Origin of the sequence: Buttiauxella gaviniae ATCC 51604 (genome assembly GCF_001654835.1) — a bacterium.
GTDB lineage: Bacteria > Pseudomonadota > Gammaproteobacteria > Enterobacterales > Enterobacteriaceae > Buttiauxella > Buttiauxella gaviniae.
The window spans coordinates 174,233-196,970 of sequence record NZ_LXEP01000020.1 but is presented as its reverse complement, the minus strand read 5'-3'; the positions used below and the strand labels follow the sequence as shown (position 1 = coordinate 196,970).

Here is a 22,738-nt window from a genome sequence, read left to right as displayed (position 1 = left end):
GGCCGGTTGCGCTAAGCACAACCGGCCTTTTTACTGCTAAATCAATTCTCTTCCTGCGTCACCAGTTTTGGTTCTTCAGGGGATTTCAGCAGAACCCACAAGACAATTGCCCCGATTACGTCGAACACGGAAAGCACCGCGAACAACGGGCTGAAACCAACCGTGTCGGCCAGAGCACCCACAACCAGTGCAAACATGGTGCTGGCAGTCCAGGCTGCCATGCCGGTAAAACCGTTGGCGGTGGCGACTTCGTTGGAGTCGAACATATCAGAAGACAACGTGATAAGCGCGCCAGACAATGACTGGTGGGCAAAGCCGCCAACGCACAACAGTGCGATCGCAACCATCGGGCTGCCAAACAAACCGACCATGCCTGGCAGAATCATCAGTGCAGCACCCATTGTGACCACCAGCTTGCGGGATACCACGATATTCACGCCAAAAGCTTTCTGGAACATACCCGGCAGGTAACCACCAATGATGCAGCCGAAATCAGCGAACAGCATCGGGATCCAGGCAAACATAGCGATATCTTTGAGGTTAAAGCCGTAGGTGTGGACCATAAACAGCGGGATCCACGCGTTAAACGTCCCCCACGCAGGTTCAGCCAGGAAACGCGGTAATGCGATACCCCAAAACTTACGTTGTTTGAGCAGGCGGCCAATACGGACTTTCTCAACCTTTGGTTTCTCAGGCTGCCCATCGGTTATATAGAGATACTCTTCCCGGGACAGTGATTTGGTTTTTGACGGGCGGTTATAGGTGAAATACCAACCAGCTGCCCACAGCACGCTGAAAACACCGACGATAATAAACGCCAGTCTCCAGTCTCTGATATAGATTGCCCATGCGACCAGTGGAGGAGCAATAACCGCGCCAATAGAGGAACCAACGTTGAAATAGCCCACTGCTACCGAACGTTCAGTATCCGGGAACCATTCAGTTACTGATTTCAAACCAGCAGGTATCATCGCACTTTCGGCGAAACCGCCGAGACCACGGAACATTGCCAGGCCTTTCCAGCCGGTAGCAAATGACGCGCCAATGCAGAACACGCCCCACATCAGGCCAAAAATGGTGTAACCCACTTTAGTGCCTAATGTATCAAGCAGATAACCGGCAATAGGTTGTGCAATGGTGTAGCAGGCCGAGAATGTCGCAATAATGTAAGAGTATTGCTGGGTGGTAATGTGCAGATCGCTCTGTAATGTTGGCGCTGCGGCAGAAATAGTATTTCGGGTTAAATAACAAAGAATGGTGCCTAATGTCACCAGTGACAGCATAAACCAGCGCTTGTGGCCTGTTTTGCGCATAAAGAATCCCCGTTTTTCAAGCAATAAGTGGCCTGACCGCTGCAAGGCAGCAGGCAATTAAATAATTCAGAGGAGATAAAAATCAGCGGCGCTTCAGAAGACGTCGAGGATTCTGGTTTGGCCCATCCTGGACTTGTTTTTGTTATGTAGATCACACTATGTGTTGATAATGAACCTGTGTTTCACTTTTATTTGTGATTCATCTCAATTTTTTGTGTGTAATCTACCCCTAACGGGTAACGTATGTGACGTGTGTCACATTTCTTTAAGTGATGAGTAAATGGTGATTATGCAAAATATGAATGATACGCACCGCGAAATGCCCGCCGATTCACCCATACGAATTAATAAGTACATTAGCGATTGCGGTATCTGCTCCCGCCGTCAGGCCGATCGTTACGTTGAGCAGGGCGAAGTGTTTATTAATGACAGGCAGGCGAGTTTTGGCGCTCAGGTATTTTCCGGGGATGTGGTGAAGCTAAACGGTCAGCTTATTGCACCACGTGATGACAACGATCTCGTGCTGATGGTTTTGAATAAGCCTGTAGGCATCATCACCACAATGGAAAAGAGTGAGCGCGATAACATCAGCGGTCTCATTCATAGCGACAAACGCGTTTCTCCTATCGGGCGTCTGGATAAAGATTCGCAGGGACTCATTTTACTGACCAACCATGGTGATGTAGTTAATAAAATTCTACGCGCTGGTAACAATCACGAAAAAGAGTATGTAGTCACCGTCAACAAACCGATATCTGACGAGTTTATTGTTGGGTTGAGCGCGGGTGTTCCGATACTGGGTACAGTAACCAAACCCTGTAAAGTGACGAAAGAATCTCCCCAAATATTTCGTATCACATTAGTTCAGGGGTTGAACCGTCAGATCCGCCGGATGTGTAAGTATTTTGGCTATGAAGTCACCCGGCTTGAACGAATCCGTATCATGAATATCCATCTGGAAGGGTTGCCGTTAGGGGAATCACGCCATTTAACTGGCGAGGAAAAAAGCGAGTTATTGAAGCGGATTAAGCACTCAGAATCCGCAGTGTGACAGGTAGAAATATGCAGCAAAGCTGTCTGTCATAAAACTGTCATATTTAATACATTTAACTGTCACCAAACTGTCCTATTTTCTATCCTGCATCCACTAAACAACGATTTACGTTCACCTCTGCAGGAGACACTATGAAAGCTATGCGTACCACTGTCGCAACTGTTGTCGCCGCGACCTTCTCCCTGACTGCTTTTGGCGCAAACGCCGCTGCAAGCCTGACTGGTGCCGGTGCAACATTCCCTGCGCCGGTGTATGCCAAATGGGCAGATACCTACAATAAATCAACTGGTAACAAAGTTAACTACCAGGGTATTGGCTCCTCCGGTGGCGTTAAACAAATCATTGCTAACACCGTGGATTTCGGTGCGTCTGATGCTCCTCTGGCTGAAGATAAACTGCAACAAGAAGGGCTGTTCCAGTTCCCGACTGTTATCGGCGGTGTCGTTCTGGCAGTTAACCTGCCTGGCGTGAAATCCGGTGAGCTGGTGCTCGACGGTAAAACTCTGGGTGACATCTACCTGGGCAAAATCAAAAAATGGGATGACGAAGCAATCGCTAAACTCAACCCAGGCATGAAATTGCCACAGCAGAATATCGCCGTTGTGCGTCGTGCTGACGGTTCCGGTACTTCCTTCGTATTCACCAGCTACCTGGCGAAAGTGAACGAAGAGTGGAAATCTAAAATCGGTGCAGGCTCAACGGTAAACTGGCCAACGGGTCTGGGCGGTAAAGGTAACGACGGTATCGCAGCCTTCGTTCAACGCCTGCCGGGTTCAATTGGTTATGTTGAATATGCTTACGCTAAGCAAAACAACCTCGCTTATACCAAACTGGTTTCAGCAGATGGTAAGCCAGTAGCACCTTCGGAAGAAAACTTTGCTAATGCAGCGAAGGGTGCGGACTGGAGCAAATCATTCGCTCAGGATCTGACTAACCAGAAAGGTGACGGCGCGTGGCCAATCACGTCCACCACTTTCATCCTGGTTCACAAAGAGCAGAAAAACCCAGAGCAAGGCGCTGAAGTGCTGAAGTTCTTCGATTGGGCATATAAAGACGGTGCTAAACAGGCAAGTGACCTGGATTACGCCGCTCTGCCAGACGCTGTGGTTGAGCAGGTTCGTGCTGCATGGAAGACCAACGTGAAAGACAGCTCCGGTAAGGCGCTGTACTAATTTTTTAAAGCTCGGGTGATAAAACCCGGTGTATAGAGTAACTTACGCCGGGTAAACCCAACACTACAAAGAGTAAGCTATGGCAGTAAGTAAGCCGGTGTTCAAAGCTCCTGGCAAACAAGGTGATGTCATTTTCAGTGCGCTGGTAAAACTGGCTGCGCTGATTGTGCTATTTCTGCTGGGTGGCATCATCATCTCCCTGATCATCTCCTCCTGGCCGAGTATCCAGAAGTTTGGTTTCTCATTCCTGTGGACTAAAGAGTGGGATGCTCCAAATGATATTTATGGTGCGCTGGTGCCGATTTACGGCACGCTGGTCACCTCGTTCATTGCGCTGTTAATTGCTGTACCGGTGAGTTTCGGTATCGCGCTGTTCCTGACAGAACTTGCACCAAACTGGTTGCGCCGCCCGCTGGGTATCGCCATCGAACTGCTGGCTGCAATCCCAAGTATCGTGTACGGCATGTGGGGCCTGTTTATCTTTGCTCCGCTGTTTGCGAAATACTTCCAGGAACCTGTCGGCAACGTGCTCTCTTCTGTGCCGATTGTTGGCGAGCTGTTCTCTGGCCCGGCATTCGGTATCGGTATTCTCGCCGCAGGCGTAATACTGGCCATTATGATCATTCCGTACATTGCAGCCGTTATGCGTGATGTATTTGAACAAACCCCTGTGATGATGAAAGAGTCGGCCTACGGCATTGGCTGCACCACATGGGAAGTTATCTGGCGCATCGTTTTACCGTTTACCAAAAACGGCGTGATTGGTGGTGTGATGTTGGGTCTGGGCCGTGCTCTGGGTGAAACCATGGCAGTGACCTTTATCATCGGTAACACCTACCAGCTCGACAACGCCTCGCTGTATATGCCGGGCAACAGTATTACTTCTGCACTGGCGAACGAATTTGCTGAAGCGGAATCTGGCCTGCACACCGCAGCGCTGATGGAGCTTGGCCTGATTCTGTTTGTGATCACCTTTATCGTACTGGCTATCTCTAAGTTCATGGTTATGCGTCTGGCGAAGAATGAAGGAGCGCGTTCATGACGACAATGGAAATGCAAAGCCGCGCGGCGCTCGCAGAATCACGCCGCAAAATGCAGGCACGTCGTCGGTTCAAAAACCGCATTGCTCTGACACTTTCAATGGGAACCATGGCGTTTGGCCTGTTCTGGTTGGTGTGGATACTATTCTCTACGGTGACTCGCGGTATCGATGGTATGTCGATTGCGCTGTTTACCGAAATGACACCACCGCCAAACACCGAAGGTGGTGGTTTAGCCAACGCCCTTGCGGGTAGCGGCCTGTTAATCCTGTGGGCGACCGTGTTTGGTACGCCGCTTGGCATCATGGCGGGTATCTACCTGGCGGAGTACGGACGTAAATCGTGGCTGGCAGAAGTGATTCGTTTTATTAACGACATCCTGCTTTCAGCCCCATCCATCGTCGTCGGCCTGTTTGTTTACACCATTGTTGTCGCGAAGATGCAGCACTTCTCTGGCTGGGCTGGTGTGATTGCACTGGCGCTGTTGCAGGTGCCAATCGTGATTCGTACCACCGAAAACATGTTGAAACTGGTGCCAGATAGCCTGCGCGAAGCGGCTTACGCTCTGGGCACGCCAAAGTGGAAGATGATTTCCGCAATTACATTGAAGGCTTCTGTTTCCGGGATTATTACCGGGGTATTGCTGGCGATTGCTCGTATCGCGGGTGAAACCGCCCCGCTGCTGTTCACGTCGCTCTCCAACCAGTTCTGGAGTACTGACATGATGCAGCCGATTGCCAACTTGCCAGTGACGATATTCAAATTTGCGATGAGCCCATTTGCCGAATGGCAACAGTTAGCCTGGGCTGGCGTTCTGATTATTACCCTTTGCGTACTGCTGCTAAATATTCTGGCGCGCGTGATTTTCTCAAAGAGTAAACACGGTTAAATTTTGCGACGCGGCAAAGGCGGCGTCGGATGGAGATTAAGAAACAGATGAGTATGGTCGATACTACCCCAGACAAAATTCAGGTTCGTGATTTGAACTTCTATTACGGTAAGTTCCATGCCCTGAAAAACATCAATCTGGATATCGCAAAAAACCAGGTTACCGCGTTCATTGGCCCGTCAGGCTGTGGCAAATCCACCCTGCTGCGTACATTCAACAAAATGTACTCGCTCTATCCAGAGCAGCGTGCTGAAGGTGAGATTCTGCTGGATGGGGAAAACATCCTCACCCAAAGCCAGGATATCGCCCTGCTGCGTGCCAAAGTCGGCATGGTATTCCAGAAGCCGACGCCATTCCCAATGTCGATTTATGACAACATCGCGTTCGGTGTGCGTCTGTTTGAAAAGCTGTCACGCAGCGACATGGACGAGCGTGTGCAGTGGGCTTTGACCAAAGCCGCATTGTGGAATGAAACCAAAGATAAATTACACCAGAGCGGATACAGTCTCTCCGGTGGCCAGCAGCAACGCCTGTGCATTGCTCGCGGTATCGCGATTCGCCCGGAAGTGTTGTTGCTTGATGAGCCGTGTTCAGCGCTTGACCCAATCTCGACTGGTCGTATTGAAGAGCTGATCACTGAGCTGAAAGAAGATTACACCGTGGTGATCGTTACCCACAACATGCAGCAAGCGGCGCGTTGTTCAGATCACACAGCGTTTATGTACCTGGGTGAGCTGATTGAATTTAGCGAAACCGACACGCTGTTTACAACGCCTGCCAAAAAGCAGACTGAAGATTATATTACTGGCCGCTACGGTTGATTTGGAGAAACAAATGGATAGCCTCAATCTCAACAAACACATTTCCGGCCAGTTTAACGCCGAGCTGGAATATATCCGCACTCAGGTGATGACCATGGGTGGGCTGGTGGAGCAACAGCTTTCTGATGCGATCACCGCCATGCACAATCAAGATGGCGAGCTGGCAAAGCGCGTTATCGAAGGCGACCAGAAAGTTAACATGATGGAAGTGGCAATCGATGAAGCCTGTGTGCGCATCATCGCTAAGCGCCAGCCAACCGCCAGTGACTTACGCCTGGTGATGGCTATCATCAAAACGATTTCTGAGCTGGAACGTATTGGCGATGTGGCAGATAAAATCTGCCGCACGGCGCTGGAGAAATTCTCGCATCAACACCAGCCGCTGTTGGTGAGCCTGGAATCACTGGGCCGCCACACCGTGCAAATGCTGCATGACGTGCTGGATGCGTTTGCGCGTATGGATCTTGATGAAGCTGTGCGTATCTACCGCGAAGATAAGAAAGTTGACCAGGAATATGAAGGCATCGTGCGCCAGTTGATGACTTATATGATGGAAGACTCGCGCACTATTCCAAGTGTGCTGACCGCGTTGTTCTGCGCGCGTTCTATCGAACGTATCGGCGACCGTTGCCAGAATATCTGCGAGTTCATCTTCTACTTCGTCAAAGGACAGGACTTCCGTCATGTCGGTGGCGACGAGCTGGATAAGCTGCTGGCGGGTAAAGACCCGAAAGAGTGATCAAAAAAACGTCATAAAAAACGCCAGCGAATTGCTGGCGTTTTTATTGGTGCATCGTTCAACGGTTAGCGAACGATAATGCCGAGCAAAATACCCAGCGCACCAAAGTCAGCATCGCTGAACGTGGTGTTAGCAAAACCGATATCGCCCAGCACTGGCAGCAGGAATACTGGCAGGAAGGTGATCAGCAAGCCCTGCGCAAAAGCACCCAGAATCGCCCCACGACGCCCACCGGTTGCATTACCAAACACACCTGCCGCAGCACCCACGAAGAAGTGTGGAACCACACCTGGAATAATCACTGTCATATTCAGCAGATATAACGCGAACATACCGATTAAACCTGCCGCAAAGCTACTCAGGAAGCCGACCAATACCGCATTAGGTGCGTAAGGGAAAACGACCGGGCAGTCGAGCGCAGGCTTCGCATTCGGTACCAGCTTATCGGAAATGCCTTTAAACGCCGGAACGATCTCCGCAATCACCATGCGCACACCTTGCAGAATGATGTACACGCCAGCCGCGAAGGTAATGGATTGCATAATTGAGAACATGAACCAGTTTTTACCGCCGCTCAGCTCTTTCACCACATCAGCTCCAGCAAACAGGCAAGTCACAAGGAAGATGATGCTCATGGTAAAGGAGATGGCTACCGGCGTGTCGCGCAAGAACAGCAGACTTTTCGGTACATTCATGTCTTCAGTCGAGTGTTCTTTATTACCAAACTTGCTACCGATAAAACCCGCCAGCACATAAGATAATGTCGAGAAGTGGCCGATTGCCACGTCGTCAGAACCGGTAACTTTCTTCATGTAAGGGTGCGCAATCGCCGGGAAGAACACCATCGCCACGCCAACAACCAGAGAGCCTACAGCGATTAACGTAACACCGCTCATACCAGCCGTTGCCAGAATCACTGCTACCATCATCGACATAAATAACGTGTGATGACCGGTCAGGAAGATGAATTTCCACGGCGTGAAACGGGCAATCAGGATGTTGATAACCATGGCGAAGAACATGATCATCGCCATCTCTTTACCGAAGCTTTTCTGTGCAACGGAAACAATGGCTTCGTTGTTAGGCACGACACCCTGAATACCAAAGGCGTGCTGGAAAATGTTCGCAAAATCACCCAGCGAGGACACAACCAAACCTGCACCGGCACCTAAGATCACAAAACCCATAATGGTTTTGACTGTGCCTTTAATGCATTCTGTGACAGGTTTTTTCTGGGCAATCAAACCAATCAGGGCGATTAAACCGACCAGCACCGCTGGTTCGGAAAGTACATCGCTCATCAAAAAACGAAAGAAATCCATATCGACCCCTACTTACAGTGCGCCTAACTCGGTTAATGCCACGGACAAACGTTCTTTCATGGCTTTCTTATCGATCATGTTATCCAGTGCGACGATTTTGCCGCCGACAGACTGCGCGACTAACTGCTCAGCAATGTCTTTGGTGCCGACAAAAATATCGCCTGGAGTGCCTTTAGCCGAGCCAAGGTCAACGTGATCAACATCCGCACTAACACCCAGATCTTTCAGGATGGTTTTAATGCTCATTTCTATCATCAGGCTGGTGCCTAAACCGTTACCGCAAACCACTGTGATTTTCATAATTTTCCCCTGGATTAAGAGCCTATCCCATTAGGCTATTTTATTTGTTCGTTCGGTCTTGGGCTGTGCTCAAAATCCTCACGTACTACGTGTACGCTGCGGTTTTTCCGCGCAGTCCGATCCCAAACGGTCTGCAACAATTACGCCTACTGGGCCAGGCTCTAATAGCGCGCAATGACGGACAAAATGTCCTGCGTTGTTTTGGCCATCAAAATGGCCTGAATGTCTTGTTCGTTATCGAATAATTGGGCGAGTTGAGAAATCGCTTCAATGTGGCTGGTGCTGTCGGTTGCGGCCAACACGATCAATAACTTCACCGGATCGTTTTCATCGGCATCAAAATTCACGCCTGAGGTAATCAGGGTCAGCGCCAGTGCCAGTTTATTTGCGCCCTCTTCTGGACGCGCATGTGGCATCGCAATGCCTGGACCCACTACGTAATACGGGCCGATAGCTTCATGCGAGCGATAAATAGCCTCGACATAACGTGGTTCAATCGAGCCATTTTCAACCAACGGGCGACATGAAATTGCCACGGCTTCTCGCCAGTCTTTAGCCTGCTCGACGACCTGAATGACCTCTGTCGTTAATAGATTATTTAACATGCGACTGATAACTCCCGATGATAATTAACAGGAGGGTAGATTTTTTGTGCAGACATTAATGTGATGGTTGTCTCATTTGATAGCGCTACCTGATAGCGCTATCAAGGATTGTGATAGCGCTATCATTTCTCCCTGGTCCGTCTTTGGCTATATCGAGTTCCTGCATATACAATGCGTGAGAGTTTTTGCTAACGTGATCAATGGTCTGACGAACAGACGGTGAAATAAGAATAATGAAAACAGTTAGTTGTATTAGCTCGGGGAGGCAGAATGGAAAAACCGCGTAAGCGCCGAGGTACCGGGCGAGTCACTCTGCAAGAAGTTGCAAATTATGCGGGCGTCGGAACCATGACCGTTTCCCGGGCATTAAGAACCCCGGAACAGGTCTCTGACAAACTGCGAGAGAAGATTGAGCAGGCAGTGGAGGAGTTGGGTTATATCCCCAATCGGGCAGCGGGAGCACTGGCTTCCGGCCATAGCGATACGGTCGCCGTTCTGATTCCTTCTTTAACCGACAAAGCCAGTTCGCGCTTTATGCAGTCGCTACAGCAGGTGCTAAATAAAAATGAATTCCAGCTCCTGCTAGGTTGCCACGAACATAATCAGCATAAAGAAGCTGAAATATTAATGACGTTGCTGCAAAGCAACCCGGCCGCGTTGGTGATTTTTGGCTCGCAGCTGGCAGAGAAAACCTGGCAAATACTCGAAAAGGCTAACATTCCGACGATTAACGTTGTGGGTTCCCCGTTTAGCCAGGCGAAGATTTCCCTCGAAACGGCATTTTTTGAGGCGGCGCATAAGCTGACCGAACACCTGCTGGATCAGGGCTACAAAAATATCGGTTTTATTGGTGCGCACATGGACAATCGCCTGCAACGCCAGCAGCTGAATGGCTGGCATAAAGCGATGCTCAGCCGCTACCAGAACTCTGATCAGGTGATTACCACTCCGGAAGCCGCAAGCCTACAGTTCGGGCGTTATGCGTTGACCGAAATACTGCAACGCCAGCCGGAACTCGATGCTGTTATTTGCAGCCATGAAGACATAGCCCTTGGGATTATGTTTGAGTGCCAGCGCCGTTTGCTGAAAATCCCGGGTAACATTGCTGTCGCTTGTCTCGATGGCTCCGACAGTTGCGATCAAACGCACCCGACGCTGACTTCCATACGTATAGATTATAAAAAAATGGGCAAAGAGGCAGGTAAGATGCTGATTGAGTTGCTAAATAACGATGATGATGAGTTAGATGAATCGCGCGTTGAACTATTCAGTTATCAGATTGAATTACGCCAAAGTACCTGAGTCATGGGGCGGATAAGCGAAATCGCCATCCGCCATCTTCGTTAACCTGTAATATCCCAACCCCGTGCGCGCCATAACTCCGGCAACTGCGCTAAATCGGTAAAGGTTGTCACTTTTGGGTGGTCAATCGGCTTGTTATGCGGGTCGGCGCAAAAATAGAAAACTTCCATGCCTGCGGCAATACCTGATTGTGCACCAGCCATTGAATCATCCACCAGCACGCAGTTTTTCACATCCACATTCATCGCGTTGGCGGCGTGGTACATAATGGCCGGATCGGGTTTCCACGTCTGAATATCGTAGCCGCTAAACAGTTTGTCCGGGAAATGGTGGAGCATGCCGGTTTTGCCCAGCGACTGATGCATCTTGCTGACCGGGCCGTTGGAAACGATACACATCGGCACGGTGATTTTCTCGACTAACGCTGCTGCACCTTCAATCTCAACCAGTTCGCTGTCGAACAGCCGAGAAACTTCCGCGCGATAAATCGGCTCCAGCTCCTCTTTTGGCAAGCTCACTCCATGTTGGGCATTTATCGTGTCGATTATCTCGTAGAGCTTGATCCCCTTGAAGGTCTTATGAACCTCATCGAGCGCAAGCTCGATGCCGTATTGCGCAAACATATGCACGTAGGCTTTGGAGCAAATAACCTCACTATCAACGAGCGTGCCATCGCAGTCGAAGAACACCGCATCTATCCGGGACATACCGCCTCCTTTTATTAAAGTGAACATGCATCTTACCCAATTTGCGCAATTTTTGCGGCACGCAATCGTTGCCGTATAAGAAAATGCAATGAAAAAAAATCTGTGTTGACCATCATGTTTTGTATTTTTTGGTATAGGATAGCGACGGATTTTCCCTCTCAATGTTCGGAATTAAGACTAATGAGCCAACCACAATCTACTCCGGCCGCAAATCCGGGGCTGCTCGAGCGCGTGTTTAAACTGCGCGAACACGGCACCACGGCACGCACTGAAGTGATCGCCGGTCTTACGACCTTCCTGACGATGGTGTATATCGTTTTCGTCAACCCGCAGATCCTTGGCGCCGCTGGTATGGATACCCAGGCCGTTTTTGTCACCACCTGTTTGATTGCCGCATTAGGTAGCATCCTGATGGGTATTTTCGCCAACCTGCCAGTCGCACTGGCTCCGGCAATGGGCCTGAATGCGTTCTTCGCCTTTGTGGTTGTTGGCGCGATGGGGATCTCCTGGCAAATCGGGATGGGCGCCATTTTCTGGGGTGCCGTAGGTTTGCTGTTGCTGACCATTTTCCGCGTGCGTTACTGGATGATTGCTAATATTCCGGTGAGCTTGCGCATCGGTATCACCAGCGGTATTGGGCTATTCATCGGGATGATGGGCCTGAAAAATGCCGGTATTATCGTGGCTAATAAGGACACGCTGGTAACCATTGGTAACCTGACTTCGCACAGCGTACTGCTGGGCGCGCTGGGCTTCTTTATTATCGCCATCCTTGCCTCGCGTAATATTCACGCAGCCGTACTGGTTTCGATTGTGGTGACTACGCTACTGGGCTGGATGTTGGGCGATGTGCAATACCACGGCATTGTTTCTGCACCACCAAGCGTGTTGTCTGTTGTGGGTCAGGTTGATTTAGCCGGCTCCCTGAACATTGGTCTGGCGGGCGTTATCTTCTCCTTTATGCTGGTTAACTTGTTTGACTCATCCGGCACGCTGATTGGCGTAACAGATAAAGCAGGTCTTGCCGACGAAAAAGGGAAATTCCCACGCATGAAGCAAGCGCTGTACGTTGATAGCGTTTCATCTGTTGCGGGTGCGTTTATCGGGACTTCTTCCGTTACCGCGTATATCGAAAGCACTTCTGGTGTGTCTGTTGGCGGGCGTACTGGCCTGACGGCAGTTATCGTTGGTTTGCTGTTCTTGCTGGTGATCTTCCTGTCACCGCTGGCGGGTATGGTTCCGGCATATGCAGCAGCAGGTGCTCTGATTTACGTTGGTGTGTTGATGACATCCAGCCTGTCGCGTGTGAAATGGGATGACCTGACTGAAGCGGTTCCGGCGTTTATTACTGCCGTGATGATGCCATTTAGCTTCTCAATCACCGAAGGTATCGCACTCGGCTTCATCTCTTATTGCGTGATGAAACTCGGCACGGGCCGCTGGCGTGAAATCAGCCCATGCGTGATTGTTGTGGCGCTGTTGTTTGTGCTGAAAATCGTATTTATTGACTCACACTAATAGTGTTTTGTAGGGTGGATTAGCGTAAGCGACATCCACCATAATTTATGCCTGTTTTGTCGGATGTCGCTGCGCTAATCCGACCTACGTATGATTCTCTCTGCGATACCTGCCCGGCGGCTGATTAAACGTGCGCGTAAATATCCGCGTAAACGTCTGCTGCGAATCAAAACCATACTTCAGGCTAATATCGTAAACCTTGTTATCGGTATCGCGTAAATCACGTGCTGCCAGTAGCAATTTACGATCGCGGATATATTTCCCGAGACTCTCGCCTTTGTACTGCATAAACAAACGCTGCAAGTGCCACTTCGAATAACCCGCATGACTGGCAATATCATCAATGCGTAATGGCTGATGCAAATTGTCGTCAATCCACTGAACGATGGTGTCGATAACCTGAGCTGAAATTGTCATTTATCCCCCTGCGCGGTTCATTTACATGGCACCAGCAGACTCCCACCAGGCGCTAAATTGTTGGGCGTTGTCGTTCATCAATACAGGCTCACCCTGTTTCGGTGTTAACAGGCGAAAATCTTTATCCGCACTGGCTTGCGCAAGGCTTTTGTAGGGTGCATCCCAGGTGTGCTTAGCCAGTACAAAACGACCCGCATGGCCGGGAAGTACAGCGTGAGCATTCAAATCAACGGCAGCCTGCGCAGTCTCGTTCGGCATCATATGAATATTGTTCCAGTCTTCGTCGTACTGGCCGTTTTCCATGATGGCAAGATCAACCGAACCAAACTGTTCGCCGATAGCTTTGAAATGAGGCCCGTAGCCGGTATCGCCGCTGTAATAGACTTTATGGTCATTGGTGACGAACATAAAACTCGCCCATAGCGTCTGGTTGCTTTTCAGGCTGCGGCCTGAGAAGTGGCGAGCGGGTAAAACATGTACAGTCAGCGCATTCGAGACATTTACCGCCTGGTTCCAGTCTTTTTCATGAATGATGTCGCTATTTACTCCCCAGTAACGCAGATGCGAACCCACACCCAGTGGCGTAATCACCTGGCGGATTTTCGGTTTCAGCGCTTTGATGGTCGCGTAATCCAGATGATCGTAATGGTCATGGGAAATAATCAGCAGATCGATCACTGGCATCGACTCAGCCGTCCATGGGTAATCGCCGGGAAACGCTTTATTCAGAAATGAAAAAGGTGCCGCGTAACTACTGAATACCGGGTCGATAAGAATGCGTTTGCCAGCCAGTTGGATGTACCACGAGGAGTGGCCGAGCCAGACCATGGTGTCTTGTTCTATCGGTAGGTTCGCCAGATCGGTTTTCACTAATGGCAAAGGTTGCTGCGGGCGCGCATTTTCAATTTTGTTGGTTAAAAACTCCCACATCGCTGCCAGCTTACTTTTCTTGCCGGTATAGCCTTCGGTAGGAACCTGGTTACGAAATTGCCCGTCAACGTAATGGGCTGAACGCTCAACTAAACTTAAACCTTCCCCTTGCGGAGCCTGGCCAAACCCGGCATTCAGGACAAAAGGCAAACTGGCTGCTGTTGCAATCAACATAATTATTACCGCGTATAAGGAGAGACGTTTCATATCCAGGCCTGCATATTCCGTACCATCCACTGGTACAATGCTATTAAACTTGATAATGAGTGAGTAAGCACTCATTATAGGTGCGGCGTGATAACCGTCAAGATCATTTTCAATCGCTGACATTGCGCGTTGCAGTGCTGTAGCTTGCGTGATTCAATTTGTGTTTTGGTGTGAATGAGGAAAAACGTTGTGGCTCGTCCGAAGAGTGAAGATAAGAAACTAGCGATACTGGAAGCGGCGACCATCGCTATTGGCCAGGCGGGGATCGTTGCGTCTACTGCGCAGATTGCTCGTGCTGCCGGTGTGGCAGAAGGCACACTGTTTCGCTATTTTGCCACGAAGGACGATTTGCTCAACGAGCTGTACCTGCATTTGAAACAGGGCTTACTTTTTTCGATGCAGGAGAATCTGGACCGCACACTGAAAGACCCGAAAGAATATACCCGTTACATCTGGAACAGTTATATCGACTGGGCAATCCGCAACTCACAAGCCCACCGCGCGATTCGTCAATTAGCGGTGAGCGATAAGATAGGCGAAGAAACCAAGCAGAAAGTGGCAGAGATGTTCCCGGAAATGCATGAGATCTGCTCGCAGTCGATATTGAAAGCTTTTCAAAACGGCCCGTACCGAGCCTTTAGCGACGCGATGTTTTCATCACTGGCAGAAACGACTATGGAGTTCGCCAGCCGCGAACCGGAGCGTGCTGGCGATTATAAAGCACTCGGATTCGAGTCTATGTGGCGCGCACTAGCGAATTAGCTTTTAACCCGCTTAATATAATCACCAAAAGCTGCCAGTTGCCCAGCCAGATGGTCGAGCGTGCTTTGATCGACCACTTCACCTGTTTGTGTATCGACTTTATTCTGAATCACGCCGCCCATAAATTCTGGCTTGTTCATCACCATCGCGTCGAGGAACACCAGAATCTGGCGTAGATGGTACTGACAACGCGCGCCGCCAATTGCGCCCATTGAACTGGTTTGAATCAGCACGGGCTTACCCGCCAGAGGCTGCTCAGGCAAACGAGATAGCCAGTCGATGGCATTCTTCAGCCCGCCCGGTACCGAGTAGTTATATTCCGGAGTGACAATCACCACACCGTCAGCGGCGCGAATTTGTTCAGCAATCGCTTCCACAGTTGATGGGAAACCCTCTTCTTGCTGCACATCGGCGTCATACAGGGGAATGTCTTTAATCGACGGTAACGCATCAACGCTCATTCCCGCAGGAGCGATTCCTGGCAAAGTACGAGCAACCATGGCATTGAATGAGCCATGACGTAGGCTACCTAATAGCGTAACTATCTTTAACGTGTCGGACATGAATACTCCTTGGTGTCAGTACGTTCGGAAACGATCAGTTTTGATATAACACTTTTTCTGACGACATGCTGGTTAAGCGAATAATGCTGCCATTAAGATCCCGATAGCGAGATTTTACATCTCCCAGACTATGCCAGTTCTGCGGAGCTTCAAATTCCCACAAACTGAGCTTTTCAATGGCGGGTGACACCACGCATCCCCAGATCAAGAGTCCTTCCACATCGCTGATCGCTTCAATTTCTGATTGGTCGCTAGCGCGTATTCGCCCAGCGCCCGGCAGAAGCTGCAAACTTTCTTCGCGGCCTGTCAGTTTAAAAGTGCTTTGATGCAATGTGCGTAGCTGTGCGCGGGCTTCATCTGGGTTTTTTTGATTGTTTATCCAGATGGATTCATTACTGCGTAAAGTGGAGCCCGAAGCGACAGAGGGGAGATGCCCAAAAGACTGATTAATCTCAATATCTAATCCACAGCGGCCTTCGGTTGTTATCAGAACAGCGACATTGTTTCCGGCATAGGCAATGCTGAAGTCCATCAATGAAGGATCGGCAAAGTGTGGGCGTCCAGCAGCAGTGGCGACGATTCTCGGCAGTTGTTGAATGCCATAAAGCATATGTAGCAATTCAGCCAACAGACTGCGGGAGGCTAAAAATCGTGAGCGGCGGTGTTCTGGCATCTGGCGGGCGTGAGCATGACATTCGTCATTCAGCCGGCTTGAAAAGGGGTACTTTGGGTTGATCGTCCATCTTGCGAAATGCGTTGCCATTTGTCTCTCCTTGATACCAGGCAATGTACTCTGTTCTCGATTGTAGGTTTTTTAGCGGGGAAACGCACGGTCCACCATGGATAAAAAACGATCAAAACCTCAACAAATGATCAAGACCATGAATATTTTGATTTTAATTGTCTGCCAGCTCCGCCATTTTTAAATTTCGATAATTGCGTGGAGAAACGCCATTGATGCGCTTGAAGGCGGTACTAAATGCGCTTTCGGAGGCGTAACCGTATTGAAGCGCCAGCGTGGACACCGACAGCTCACTTTGACGAAGTGATTGCCCGGCTAAATACATGCGCCATTGCGTCAGGTAGGTCAATGGCGCGACACCAGCGATCGACTTGAAATACACCGCAAAACTGGTGCGCGACATCGCTGCGGCCTTTGCCAGTTCACTTAACTGCCAGTTTTGCGCCGGATCGTTGTGCATTAATGCTAGCGCAGGCTGGAGACGTTTATCGCTGACGGCTTTGAGCCAGTTACACGGTAGATCCGTGGTGGTTTGCAGATATTCACGCAAGATCTGCACAAACATCAATTGAGTGAGCTGCATCGAAACGACACTAAAACCGGGAAGGGGTTGAGAAACTTCTCGCACCAGTTGTTCAAGCAGCCACGATAAAACACCTGCTTGTTGCGAGGATGCTCGCACGTGGATTAACGTCGGCAGCACTTGTGCCAACAGCTTTCCGCTATCCGGATCAAGCTTAACGTGGCCGCCAAGCTGAATGCAGTCTTTGCCATCGCCAATGACTGCGGTTTTGTTGTGACTGCCGCTAAATAAGGCTTTGGCGTCTACCGGCTCGGTGATGCAATCGCTTGCCAGCACAAACGATGGCGTGGAAGAAAGCAAAAATACGTCGCCTTCTTCGACGTAAACCGGCGTTCTTTCACCTTCAAACATCAGAACGCAGCGCCCTTTCACCAGCGCAAAAAATTTAAGGTATTCAGGCTTTGGGAAGCGTATCGCCCAGTCGCCGCCTGCACTAAAACCTCCGGCAACGACCGGTTTTGCATCGGCCAGACGAAGAAAATCTGAAAACGGGTCGCTGTGCATTCTGAACTCCTGAGCATGTTTCGTGAATTTTAGCGCATTCATCGTTCTATTTCCTGCTCGTAAACTACAGCCTGATTTGTTTACTTCTTCCGAGGAATCACCGATGCGTTATATCAAACTAGGCAATACCGGATTAGATGTTTCACCTGTGGCAATCGGAGCAATGACTTACGGTGAACCAGGCCGTGGCCATCCTGTGTGGTCGCTGGATGAGGCGCAGAGTCGCCCGCTGATCAAACACGCGCTGGAAAGCGGAATTAACTTTTTTGATACCGCAAATCTGTATTCCCAGGGAAGCAGTGAAGAAATTCTTGGACGGGCATTAAAAGATTATGCCAACCGTGATGATGTGGTGATTGCAACCAAAATTCGCCACCCAATGCGCTCTGGGCCAAATGGCAAAGGGTTATCTCGTAAAGCGATCATGGCGGAAATCGACCATAGTTTGCGTCGATTAGGCACCGATTATGTCGATCTGTACTTAATCCACCGTATGGATAACTCCACGCCGCTCGAAGAAACCCTCGAAGCGCTGCACGACGTGGTGAAAGCCGGGAAAGTGCGTTATCTCGGGGCCTCCTCGATGCATGCCTGGGAATTTAGCAAAGTGCTGCATATGCAAAAAGCCAACGGCTGGGCGCGCTTCGTTACGATGCAAAACCACTACAACTTGCTGGCGCGGGAAGAAGAACGCGAAATGCTGCCGCTGTGCGCCGACGAAGGCGTGGGAACCATGGTCTGGAGTCCGCTGGCACGGGGTCGTCTGGCGCGTGGCTGGGATGATGCGAAAACGACCGAACGTTCAGGCAAAGATGGTTTTGCCGATATGCTCTATACCCAATTTACGAAGGAAAGTGATCGCCAAATCATTGATTGCGTTGGAGGTATTGCCGCCGCCCGTGGCGTTTCTCGTGCGCAAATCGCCCTGGCGTGGTTGCGTAAAAACCCAGTGGTGACTGCTCCGCTGGTGGGCGCAAGCAGCATTCAGCAAATCGACGATGCGCTGGCATCACTGGATATCACGCTGACTGAAGATGAGCTTATGGTGCTCGAATCGCCGTACACACCGCGTTATGACTTCCAGGGGATTTCTGACGAAGCGCTACTGAACAGCATTATGGCAAGAATCCCGGGTTTTCAATTGCCGTAACGATCAAAAAAATCCCGCAAAGCCATGAGCTTTGCGGGATGAATGAAAAGTGAGCGCACGCTTACTTTTTAGATTACTTACCGATACAGAAGCTGGAGAAAATGCGGCCAAGCAAATCGTCAGAGGTAAATTCACCGGTGATTTCGCTCAGGCTCTGCTGAGAAAGACGTAGCTCTTCAGCCAGCAATTCCCCGGCCCATGCGCCCAGAAGTTGCGCTTTGCCTTGTTGTAGATGGGTTGCCGCTTGTTCGAGGGCCTGCAAGTGGCGACGACGCGCCAGGAAGCCGCCTTCCATATTGGTTTCAAAGCCCATGCTCTGTTTTAGATGATCGCGCAGCACATCTACGCCTTCACCGGTACGCGCAGACAGGCGTACAAGTGAGTGACCATTCACATCGCTCAGGCCCAGCGTTTCGCCGGTGACGTCCGCTTTGTTACGCACAACTGTAATCGGCAAACGTGCTGGCAGGCGCGCAATAAAGTCTGGCCAAATATCTGCAGGGTCTGTGGCATCGGTGGTGGTCCCATCAACCATAAACAATACACGGTCTGCTTGTTCGATCTCATTCCACGCACGTTCGATACCGATACGCTCAACTTCGTCGCTTGCTTCGCGAAGCCCTGCGGTATCGATGATATGCAGTGGCATACCGTCGATATGGATATGTTCACGCAAGACATCGCGAGTTGTTCCGGCAATATCCGTCACAATTGCCGCTTCGCGGCCCGCAAGGGCGTTCAGTAGGCTCGATTTCCCGGCGTTTGGACGACCGGCAATCACTACCTTCATCCCTTCGCGCAGCAGACTTCCCTGGCGCGCTTCGGCACGCACAGCATCCAGATCGTCAATTACCTGGTTCAGCTGCGCTTCGATTTTGCCGTCAGAGAGGAAATCGATCTCTTCATCCGGGAAATCAATTGCCGCTTCTACGTAAATACGTAGATGAGTCAGCGCTTCGACCAGATGGTTAACCCGTGCAGAGAAAGCCCCCTGCAAAGAGTTTAAGGCTGAGCGAGCTGCTTGTTCTGAGCTGGCATCAATCAGGTCAGCAATCGCTTCAGCCTGAGCCAAATCCAGCTTGTCATTCAGGAATGCACGCTCGGAGAACTCACCAGGCCTTGCGATACGCAGCCCTGGGAGCGCCAGGATGCGTTTTAACAGCAAGTCGAGGATAACTGGACCACCGTGCCCCTGAAATTCCAACACGTCTTCACCTGTGAAGGAATTTGGCCCAGGGAACCACAGCGCGATGCCTTGATCGAGCACGCTGCCGTCCGCATCACGGAATGGCAGGTAATCGGCATAGCGTGGCTTGGGGAGTTTACCCAAAATCGCTTGCGCGACTTCACGAGCTTGCAGGCCTGAGACGCGCAGGATACCGACTCCACCACGTCCCGGCGGAGTCGCCTGGGCAACGATTGTCTCGTTATGGCTCATAATTTTCCCTTTCGAGATGGCTGGTGGATGACGCTTCGCTTATCCACCCTACAAAATAAAAAAGGCGGTCTATTGACCGCCTTTCGTAAGCTTCTAGCTAATTGTTATCAGGTCTTTTTCTTATCGCGGCTGTGTAAGCCACGTTTCTCAAGACCGCGATAAATCAGCTGCTGCTGGATGATGGTCACGGTGTTACTGACGATATAGTACAGTACCAGGCCTGACGGGAACCACAGGAAGAACACCGTGAAGATGACCGGCATAAAGGTCATGATCTTCTGCTGCATCGGGTCGGTCACAGTGGTCGGCGACATCTTCTGAATGAAGAACATCGTCAAGCCCATCAGGATCGGCAGGATGTAGTACGGGTCTTGTGCAGACAAGTCATGAATCCACAGTGCGAACGGCGCATGGCGCAGTTCCACAGAACCCATCAGCATGTAGTACAACGCCAGGAAGATTGGCATCTGGATAACCAGCGGGAGACAACCACCCAACGGGTTAACTTTCTCAGCTTTATACAACGCCATCATTTCTTGGCTCTGGCGCTGTTTATCGTCACCAATACGTTCACGCATGGCGGCCAGTTTCGGCTGCAACATACGCATTTTCGCCATGGAGGTGTACTGCGCTTTAGTCAGCGGGTACATGATGCCACGAACGATAAAGGTGATTACGATAATGGAGAAGCCCCAGTTACCGATGAAGCTGTGCAGGAATTTCAACAGCTTGAACAGCGGCTGAGAAATAAACCACAACCAACCATAATCCACTGTCAGGTCAAGGTGCGGCGCAACGGCTGCCATTTTGTCCTGAATTTCCGGGCCGACCCACAGGGTGCTACCCAGTTTGGCGGTCTGACCTGGCTGAACTAGTTGCGGCGAGGATTTATAACCAATCGCTGCCACATCGTTGTTCAGTTTGGTGGTATAGAAGTTGTTGGTACCCTGATTATTTGGAACCCACGCTGTTGCGAAATACTGCTGCAACATCGCAACCCAACCATTGCTGGCGTTAACGTTCAGGTTTTCACCATCAGCGATTTTATCGAATTTATATTTTTCGTATTTCGCATCTGGAGTTGAGTACGCAGCACCACGGAAGGTATGCAACGCAAAGTTGTTGCTTCCTGTATCGCGGTGAGTCGGCAGATTGATGGACTGCTTCAACTGACCAAAAGTAGCCAGCTCCAGCGGTTTCTCACCGGCGTTCTTCACATCGTAATTCACGCTTACCGCGAACTCGCCGCGTTTCAGGGTGAAGGATTTAGTGAAGGTATTGCCCGCCGCATCGGTATACGTCATTGGGATAACGATTTCGTTCTGGCCTTCTGGCAGCACGAAAGTATCGCTAGCAACGTTATACAGAGGACGCTCACCATTAGCCGGGTTATCCGGGCCATCGCGACCGGTCAGGCCACTTTGTGCCTGGTAGACAAACTCTGGCGTAGTTTCCAGTAACTGGAACGGCTCATTAGATTTGAGCTCTTTCGGGTAGGTCAATAACAGCGCCTGCTCAACATCACCACCACGGGTGTTGATGGAAAGCTCAAGAACGTCAGTTTTAACCGTGATGATTTTACCCTGGCCACTGGTCGGCACACCCTGGTTTGCGGCGTTACCTGCTGCGGTGGTCGTAGTCTGCGTGGTCTGTTGCACCTGAGGTTGTGGAGCGTGGTCCTGCTCCCAGGCTTGCCAGATCATGAAAGACACGAACAACAAAGCGATGAGAAAGAGATTGCGTTGCGAATCCATCGTTAGTGTTCTCTGGTATCAAAAGGTCCAGGTGGGACGGGATCGTCTCCACCGGGGTTCAAAGGGTGGCATTTTAATACGCGTTTCACTGTCAACCAACTGCCTTTTAACACCCCAAACCTGCGCAATGCCTCAATTCCGTAGTGAGAACAGGTTGGAGTAAAACGGCAATGCGGCCCGAGAAGCGGACTTATCAGGCGCTGATAGACCCTAATCAGGCCTATCAAGAGCCGGGAGAAAGGCGACAATGACGGCGCCATAACTTTTCCAATGCTTCCGATAAAGCCCGGTTATCCAGGTCTGCAACCCCTTTCTTAGCCACTACCACGAAATCCATTGGAGGAAGTTCGTGCTGACGCAAACGGAAACTCTCACGCGTCAGACGTTTAATCCGATTGCGTTCGTGTGCACGTTTAACATTTTTCTTAGCGACTGTAAGACCGATGCGGGGATGCCCCAGCGAATTTAGGCGGCCGAGGATGGTGATTTGCGGCGTGCCAGCCCGTTGAGGCTGCTGGAAGACGAAAGTGAAATGAGTGGGAGTTAACAAGCGTAACTCCCTGGGAAATGCGAGCTTAACCACTCAGGGGTTAGCTTTTATTACTTAGAAACGGTCAGACGGGAACGGCCTTTAGCACGACGACGTGCCAAAACCTGACGACCATTTTTAGTTGCCATACGAGCACGGAAACCGTGTGAACGGTTACGCTTCAGTACGGACGGTTGAAAAGTGCGTTTCATGGCGATTTCTACCTAAACTTGGATAAATTTCACTGGGTTAGCGAAGAGCCTTGCAGAAACTGCAAACGACTTACGCCTCAGTGTGGCTGATTAAAGAGGCCGGATTGTAATAATTGTACACTCCGGAGTCAATTCTCTTTCCTTATTCCCGTGCCTTAATTCGCT

Annotated in this window: 24 protein-coding genes and 1 pseudogene; 10 read left to right on the top strand and 15 right to left on the bottom strand. The window is 50.4% G+C overall.

Annotated elements, in window-relative coordinates:
* Positions 1 to 41 precede the first annotated feature (41 nt).
* On the bottom strand, positions 42 to 1,313 hold the full coding sequence (locus M977_RS10945) for an MFS transporter (protein ID WP_064514864.1): 1,272 nt from the start codon (positions 1,311 to 1,313) through the stop codon (positions 42 to 44).
* Positions 1,314 to 1,632: 319 nt separating this feature from the next.
* Between M977_RS10945 and rluF the strand changes: the two are divergent.
* The 6 genes and pseudogenes from rluF to phoU all read left to right on the top strand — a co-directional run.
* A pseudogene (gene rluF / locus M977_RS10940) lies at positions 1,633 to 2,355 on the top strand (23S rRNA pseudouridine(2604) synthase RluF); the annotation flags it as partial.
* Positions 2,356 to 2,498: 143 nt separating this feature from the next.
* Positions 2,499 to 3,539, top strand: a complete 1,041-nt coding sequence (pstS, locus tag M977_RS10935; RefSeq protein ID WP_064514861.1) for a phosphate ABC transporter substrate-binding protein PstS — start codon at positions 2,499 to 2,501, stop codon at positions 3,537 to 3,539.
* Positions 3,540 to 3,618: 79 nt separating this feature from the next.
* Entirely contained in the window at positions 3,619 to 4,581 is a 963-nt protein-coding gene (gene pstC, locus M977_RS10930) for a phosphate ABC transporter permease PstC (RefSeq protein WP_064514859.1), read from the top strand.
* Positions 4,578 to 5,468 (top strand): phosphate ABC transporter permease PstA, encoded by an 891-nt coding sequence (gene pstA, locus M977_RS10925; RefSeq protein ID WP_064514857.1) that lies wholly within the window; start codon positions 4,578 to 4,580, stop codon positions 5,466 to 5,468. The genes pstC and pstA overlap by 4 nt, the downstream gene beginning before the upstream one ends.
* Before the next feature lie 47 nt (positions 5,469 to 5,515).
* Positions 5,516 to 6,289: a phosphate ABC transporter ATP-binding protein PstB gene (gene pstB, locus M977_RS10920; RefSeq protein WP_064514930.1), complete on the top strand. Its 774-nt coding sequence runs from the start codon at positions 5,516 to 5,518 to the stop codon at positions 6,287 to 6,289.
* A gap of 13 nt (positions 6,290 to 6,302) precedes the next feature.
* Positions 6,303 to 7,028, top strand: coding sequence for a phosphate signaling complex protein PhoU (gene phoU, locus M977_RS10915; protein WP_034499841.1), 726 nt, complete (start codon positions 6,303 to 6,305; stop codon positions 7,026 to 7,028).
* A gap of 65 nt (positions 7,029 to 7,093) precedes the next feature.
* On the opposite strand, the gene M977_RS10910 is transcribed toward phoU, so the two are convergent.
* The 3 genes from M977_RS10910 to M977_RS10900 form a co-directional block, all read right to left on the bottom strand.
* Positions 7,094 to 8,350: a PTS ascorbate transporter subunit IIC gene (locus M977_RS10910; protein WP_064514855.1), complete on the bottom strand. Its 1,257-nt coding sequence runs from the start codon at positions 8,348 to 8,350 to the stop codon at positions 7,094 to 7,096.
* Between the two features lie 12 nt (positions 8,351 to 8,362).
* Complete coding sequence (locus tag M977_RS10905; RefSeq protein ID WP_064514853.1) at positions 8,363 to 8,650, bottom strand: PTS sugar transporter subunit IIB; 288 nt, start codon at positions 8,648 to 8,650, stop codon at positions 8,363 to 8,365.
* Positions 8,651 to 8,811: 161 nt separating this feature from the next.
* Positions 8,812 to 9,255 carry a PTS sugar transporter subunit IIA gene (locus tag M977_RS10900; protein WP_064514850.1) on the bottom strand — a complete coding sequence of 148 codons (444 nt, stop codon included), beginning with the start codon at positions 9,253 to 9,255 and terminating at the stop codon, positions 8,812 to 8,814.
* A gap of 270 nt (positions 9,256 to 9,525) precedes the next feature.
* Between M977_RS10900 and M977_RS10895 the strand changes: the two genes are divergently transcribed.
* A complete protein-coding gene (locus tag M977_RS10895; RefSeq protein ID WP_064514848.1) occupies positions 9,526 to 10,557 on the top strand; it encodes a LacI family DNA-binding transcriptional regulator in 1,032 nt (343 codons plus the stop codon).
* Positions 10,558 to 10,598: 41 nt separating this feature from the next.
* On the opposite strand, the gene yieH is transcribed toward M977_RS10895, so the two are convergent.
* Entirely contained in the window at positions 10,599 to 11,264 is a 666-nt protein-coding gene (gene yieH, locus M977_RS10890) for a 6-phosphogluconate phosphatase (protein ID WP_064514846.1), read from the bottom strand.
* Between the two features lie 180 nt (positions 11,265 to 11,444).
* On the opposite strand from yieH, the gene M977_RS10885 reads away from it, so the two are divergent.
* On the top strand, positions 11,445 to 12,782 hold the full coding sequence (locus tag M977_RS10885; RefSeq protein ID WP_064514844.1) for an NCS2 family permease: 1,338 nt from the start codon (positions 11,445 to 11,447) through the stop codon (positions 12,780 to 12,782).
* A gap of 84 nt (positions 12,783 to 12,866) precedes the next feature.
* Here M977_RS10885 and M977_RS10880 read toward each other — a convergent pair whose 3' ends face one another.
* Together M977_RS10880 and M977_RS10875 are read right to left on the bottom strand one after the other, a co-directional pair.
* Positions 12,867 to 13,199: a RamA family antibiotic efflux transcriptional regulator gene (locus M977_RS10880; protein ID WP_064514842.1), complete on the bottom strand. Its 333-nt coding sequence runs from the start codon at positions 13,197 to 13,199 to the stop codon at positions 12,867 to 12,869.
* Positions 13,200 to 13,220: 21 nt separating this feature from the next.
* A complete protein-coding gene (locus tag M977_RS10875; protein WP_064514928.1) occupies positions 13,221 to 14,336 on the bottom strand; it encodes an MBL fold metallo-hydrolase in 1,116 nt (371 codons plus the stop codon).
* Positions 14,337 to 14,525: 189 nt separating this feature from the next.
* Between M977_RS10875 and M977_RS10870 the strand changes: the two genes are divergently transcribed.
* Positions 14,526 to 15,098, top strand: coding sequence for a TetR/AcrR family transcriptional regulator (locus M977_RS10870; RefSeq protein WP_064514840.1), 573 nt, complete (start codon positions 14,526 to 14,528; stop codon positions 15,096 to 15,098).
* Here the strand turns inward: M977_RS10870 and M977_RS10865 are convergent.
* The 3 genes from M977_RS10865 to M977_RS10855 all read right to left on the bottom strand — a co-directional run bounded on the left by M977_RS10865 (position 15,095) and on the right by M977_RS10855 (position 17,490).
* The gene (locus M977_RS10865; RefSeq protein WP_064514838.1) at positions 15,095 to 15,661 is read right to left on the bottom strand and encodes an NADPH-dependent FMN reductase; all 567 of its coding nucleotides are present in this window, start codon (positions 15,659 to 15,661) and stop codon (positions 15,095 to 15,097) included. The genes M977_RS10870 and M977_RS10865 overlap by 4 nt on opposite strands.
* A gap of 34 nt (positions 15,662 to 15,695) precedes the next feature.
* A complete protein-coding gene (locus M977_RS10860) occupies positions 15,696 to 16,424 on the bottom strand; it encodes a 4'-phosphopantetheinyl transferase family protein (RefSeq protein ID WP_064514836.1) in 729 nt (242 codons plus the stop codon).
* 133 nt (positions 16,425 to 16,557) lie between these two features.
* Complete coding sequence (locus M977_RS10855) at positions 16,558 to 17,490, bottom strand: AraC family transcriptional regulator (protein ID WP_064514926.1); 933 nt, start codon at positions 17,488 to 17,490, stop codon at positions 16,558 to 16,560.
* 103 nt (positions 17,491 to 17,593) lie between these two features.
* Here M977_RS10855 and M977_RS10850 point away from each other — a divergent pair, with 103 nt between their 5' ends.
* Positions 17,594 to 18,640 (top strand): aldo/keto reductase, encoded by a 1,047-nt coding sequence (locus tag M977_RS10850; protein ID WP_064514834.1) that lies wholly within the window; start codon positions 17,594 to 17,596, stop codon positions 18,638 to 18,640.
* Between the two features lie 73 nt (positions 18,641 to 18,713).
* Here the strand turns inward: M977_RS10850 and mnmE are convergent, their stop codons facing one another.
* The 5 genes from mnmE to rpmH form a co-directional block, all read right to left on the bottom strand.
* Complete coding sequence (gene mnmE, locus M977_RS10845; protein ID WP_064514832.1) at positions 18,714 to 20,078, bottom strand: tRNA uridine-5-carboxymethylaminomethyl(34) synthesis GTPase MnmE; 1,365 nt, start codon at positions 20,076 to 20,078, stop codon at positions 18,714 to 18,716.
* Positions 20,079 to 20,185: 107 nt separating this feature from the next.
* Positions 20,186 to 21,832 (bottom strand): membrane protein insertase YidC, encoded by a 1,647-nt coding sequence (gene yidC, locus M977_RS10840; protein ID WP_064514830.1) that lies wholly within the window; start codon positions 21,830 to 21,832, stop codon positions 20,186 to 20,188.
* 2 nt (positions 21,833 to 21,834) lie between these two features.
* A complete protein-coding gene (gene yidD, locus M977_RS24385) occupies positions 21,835 to 22,092 on the bottom strand; it encodes a membrane protein insertion efficiency factor YidD (RefSeq protein ID WP_072009476.1) in 258 nt (85 codons plus the stop codon).
* Positions 22,056 to 22,415, bottom strand: a complete 360-nt coding sequence (gene rnpA / locus M977_RS10835) for a ribonuclease P protein component (RefSeq protein WP_034499799.1) — start codon at positions 22,413 to 22,415, stop codon at positions 22,056 to 22,058. Before rnpA ends, yidD begins: the two co-directional genes overlap by 37 nt.
* Positions 22,416 to 22,432: 17 nt before the next feature.
* A complete protein-coding gene (gene rpmH, locus M977_RS10830) occupies positions 22,433 to 22,573 on the bottom strand; it encodes a 50S ribosomal protein L34 (RefSeq protein WP_003849659.1) in 141 nt (46 codons plus the stop codon).
* Between the last annotated feature and the right edge of the window lie 165 nt (positions 22,574 to 22,738).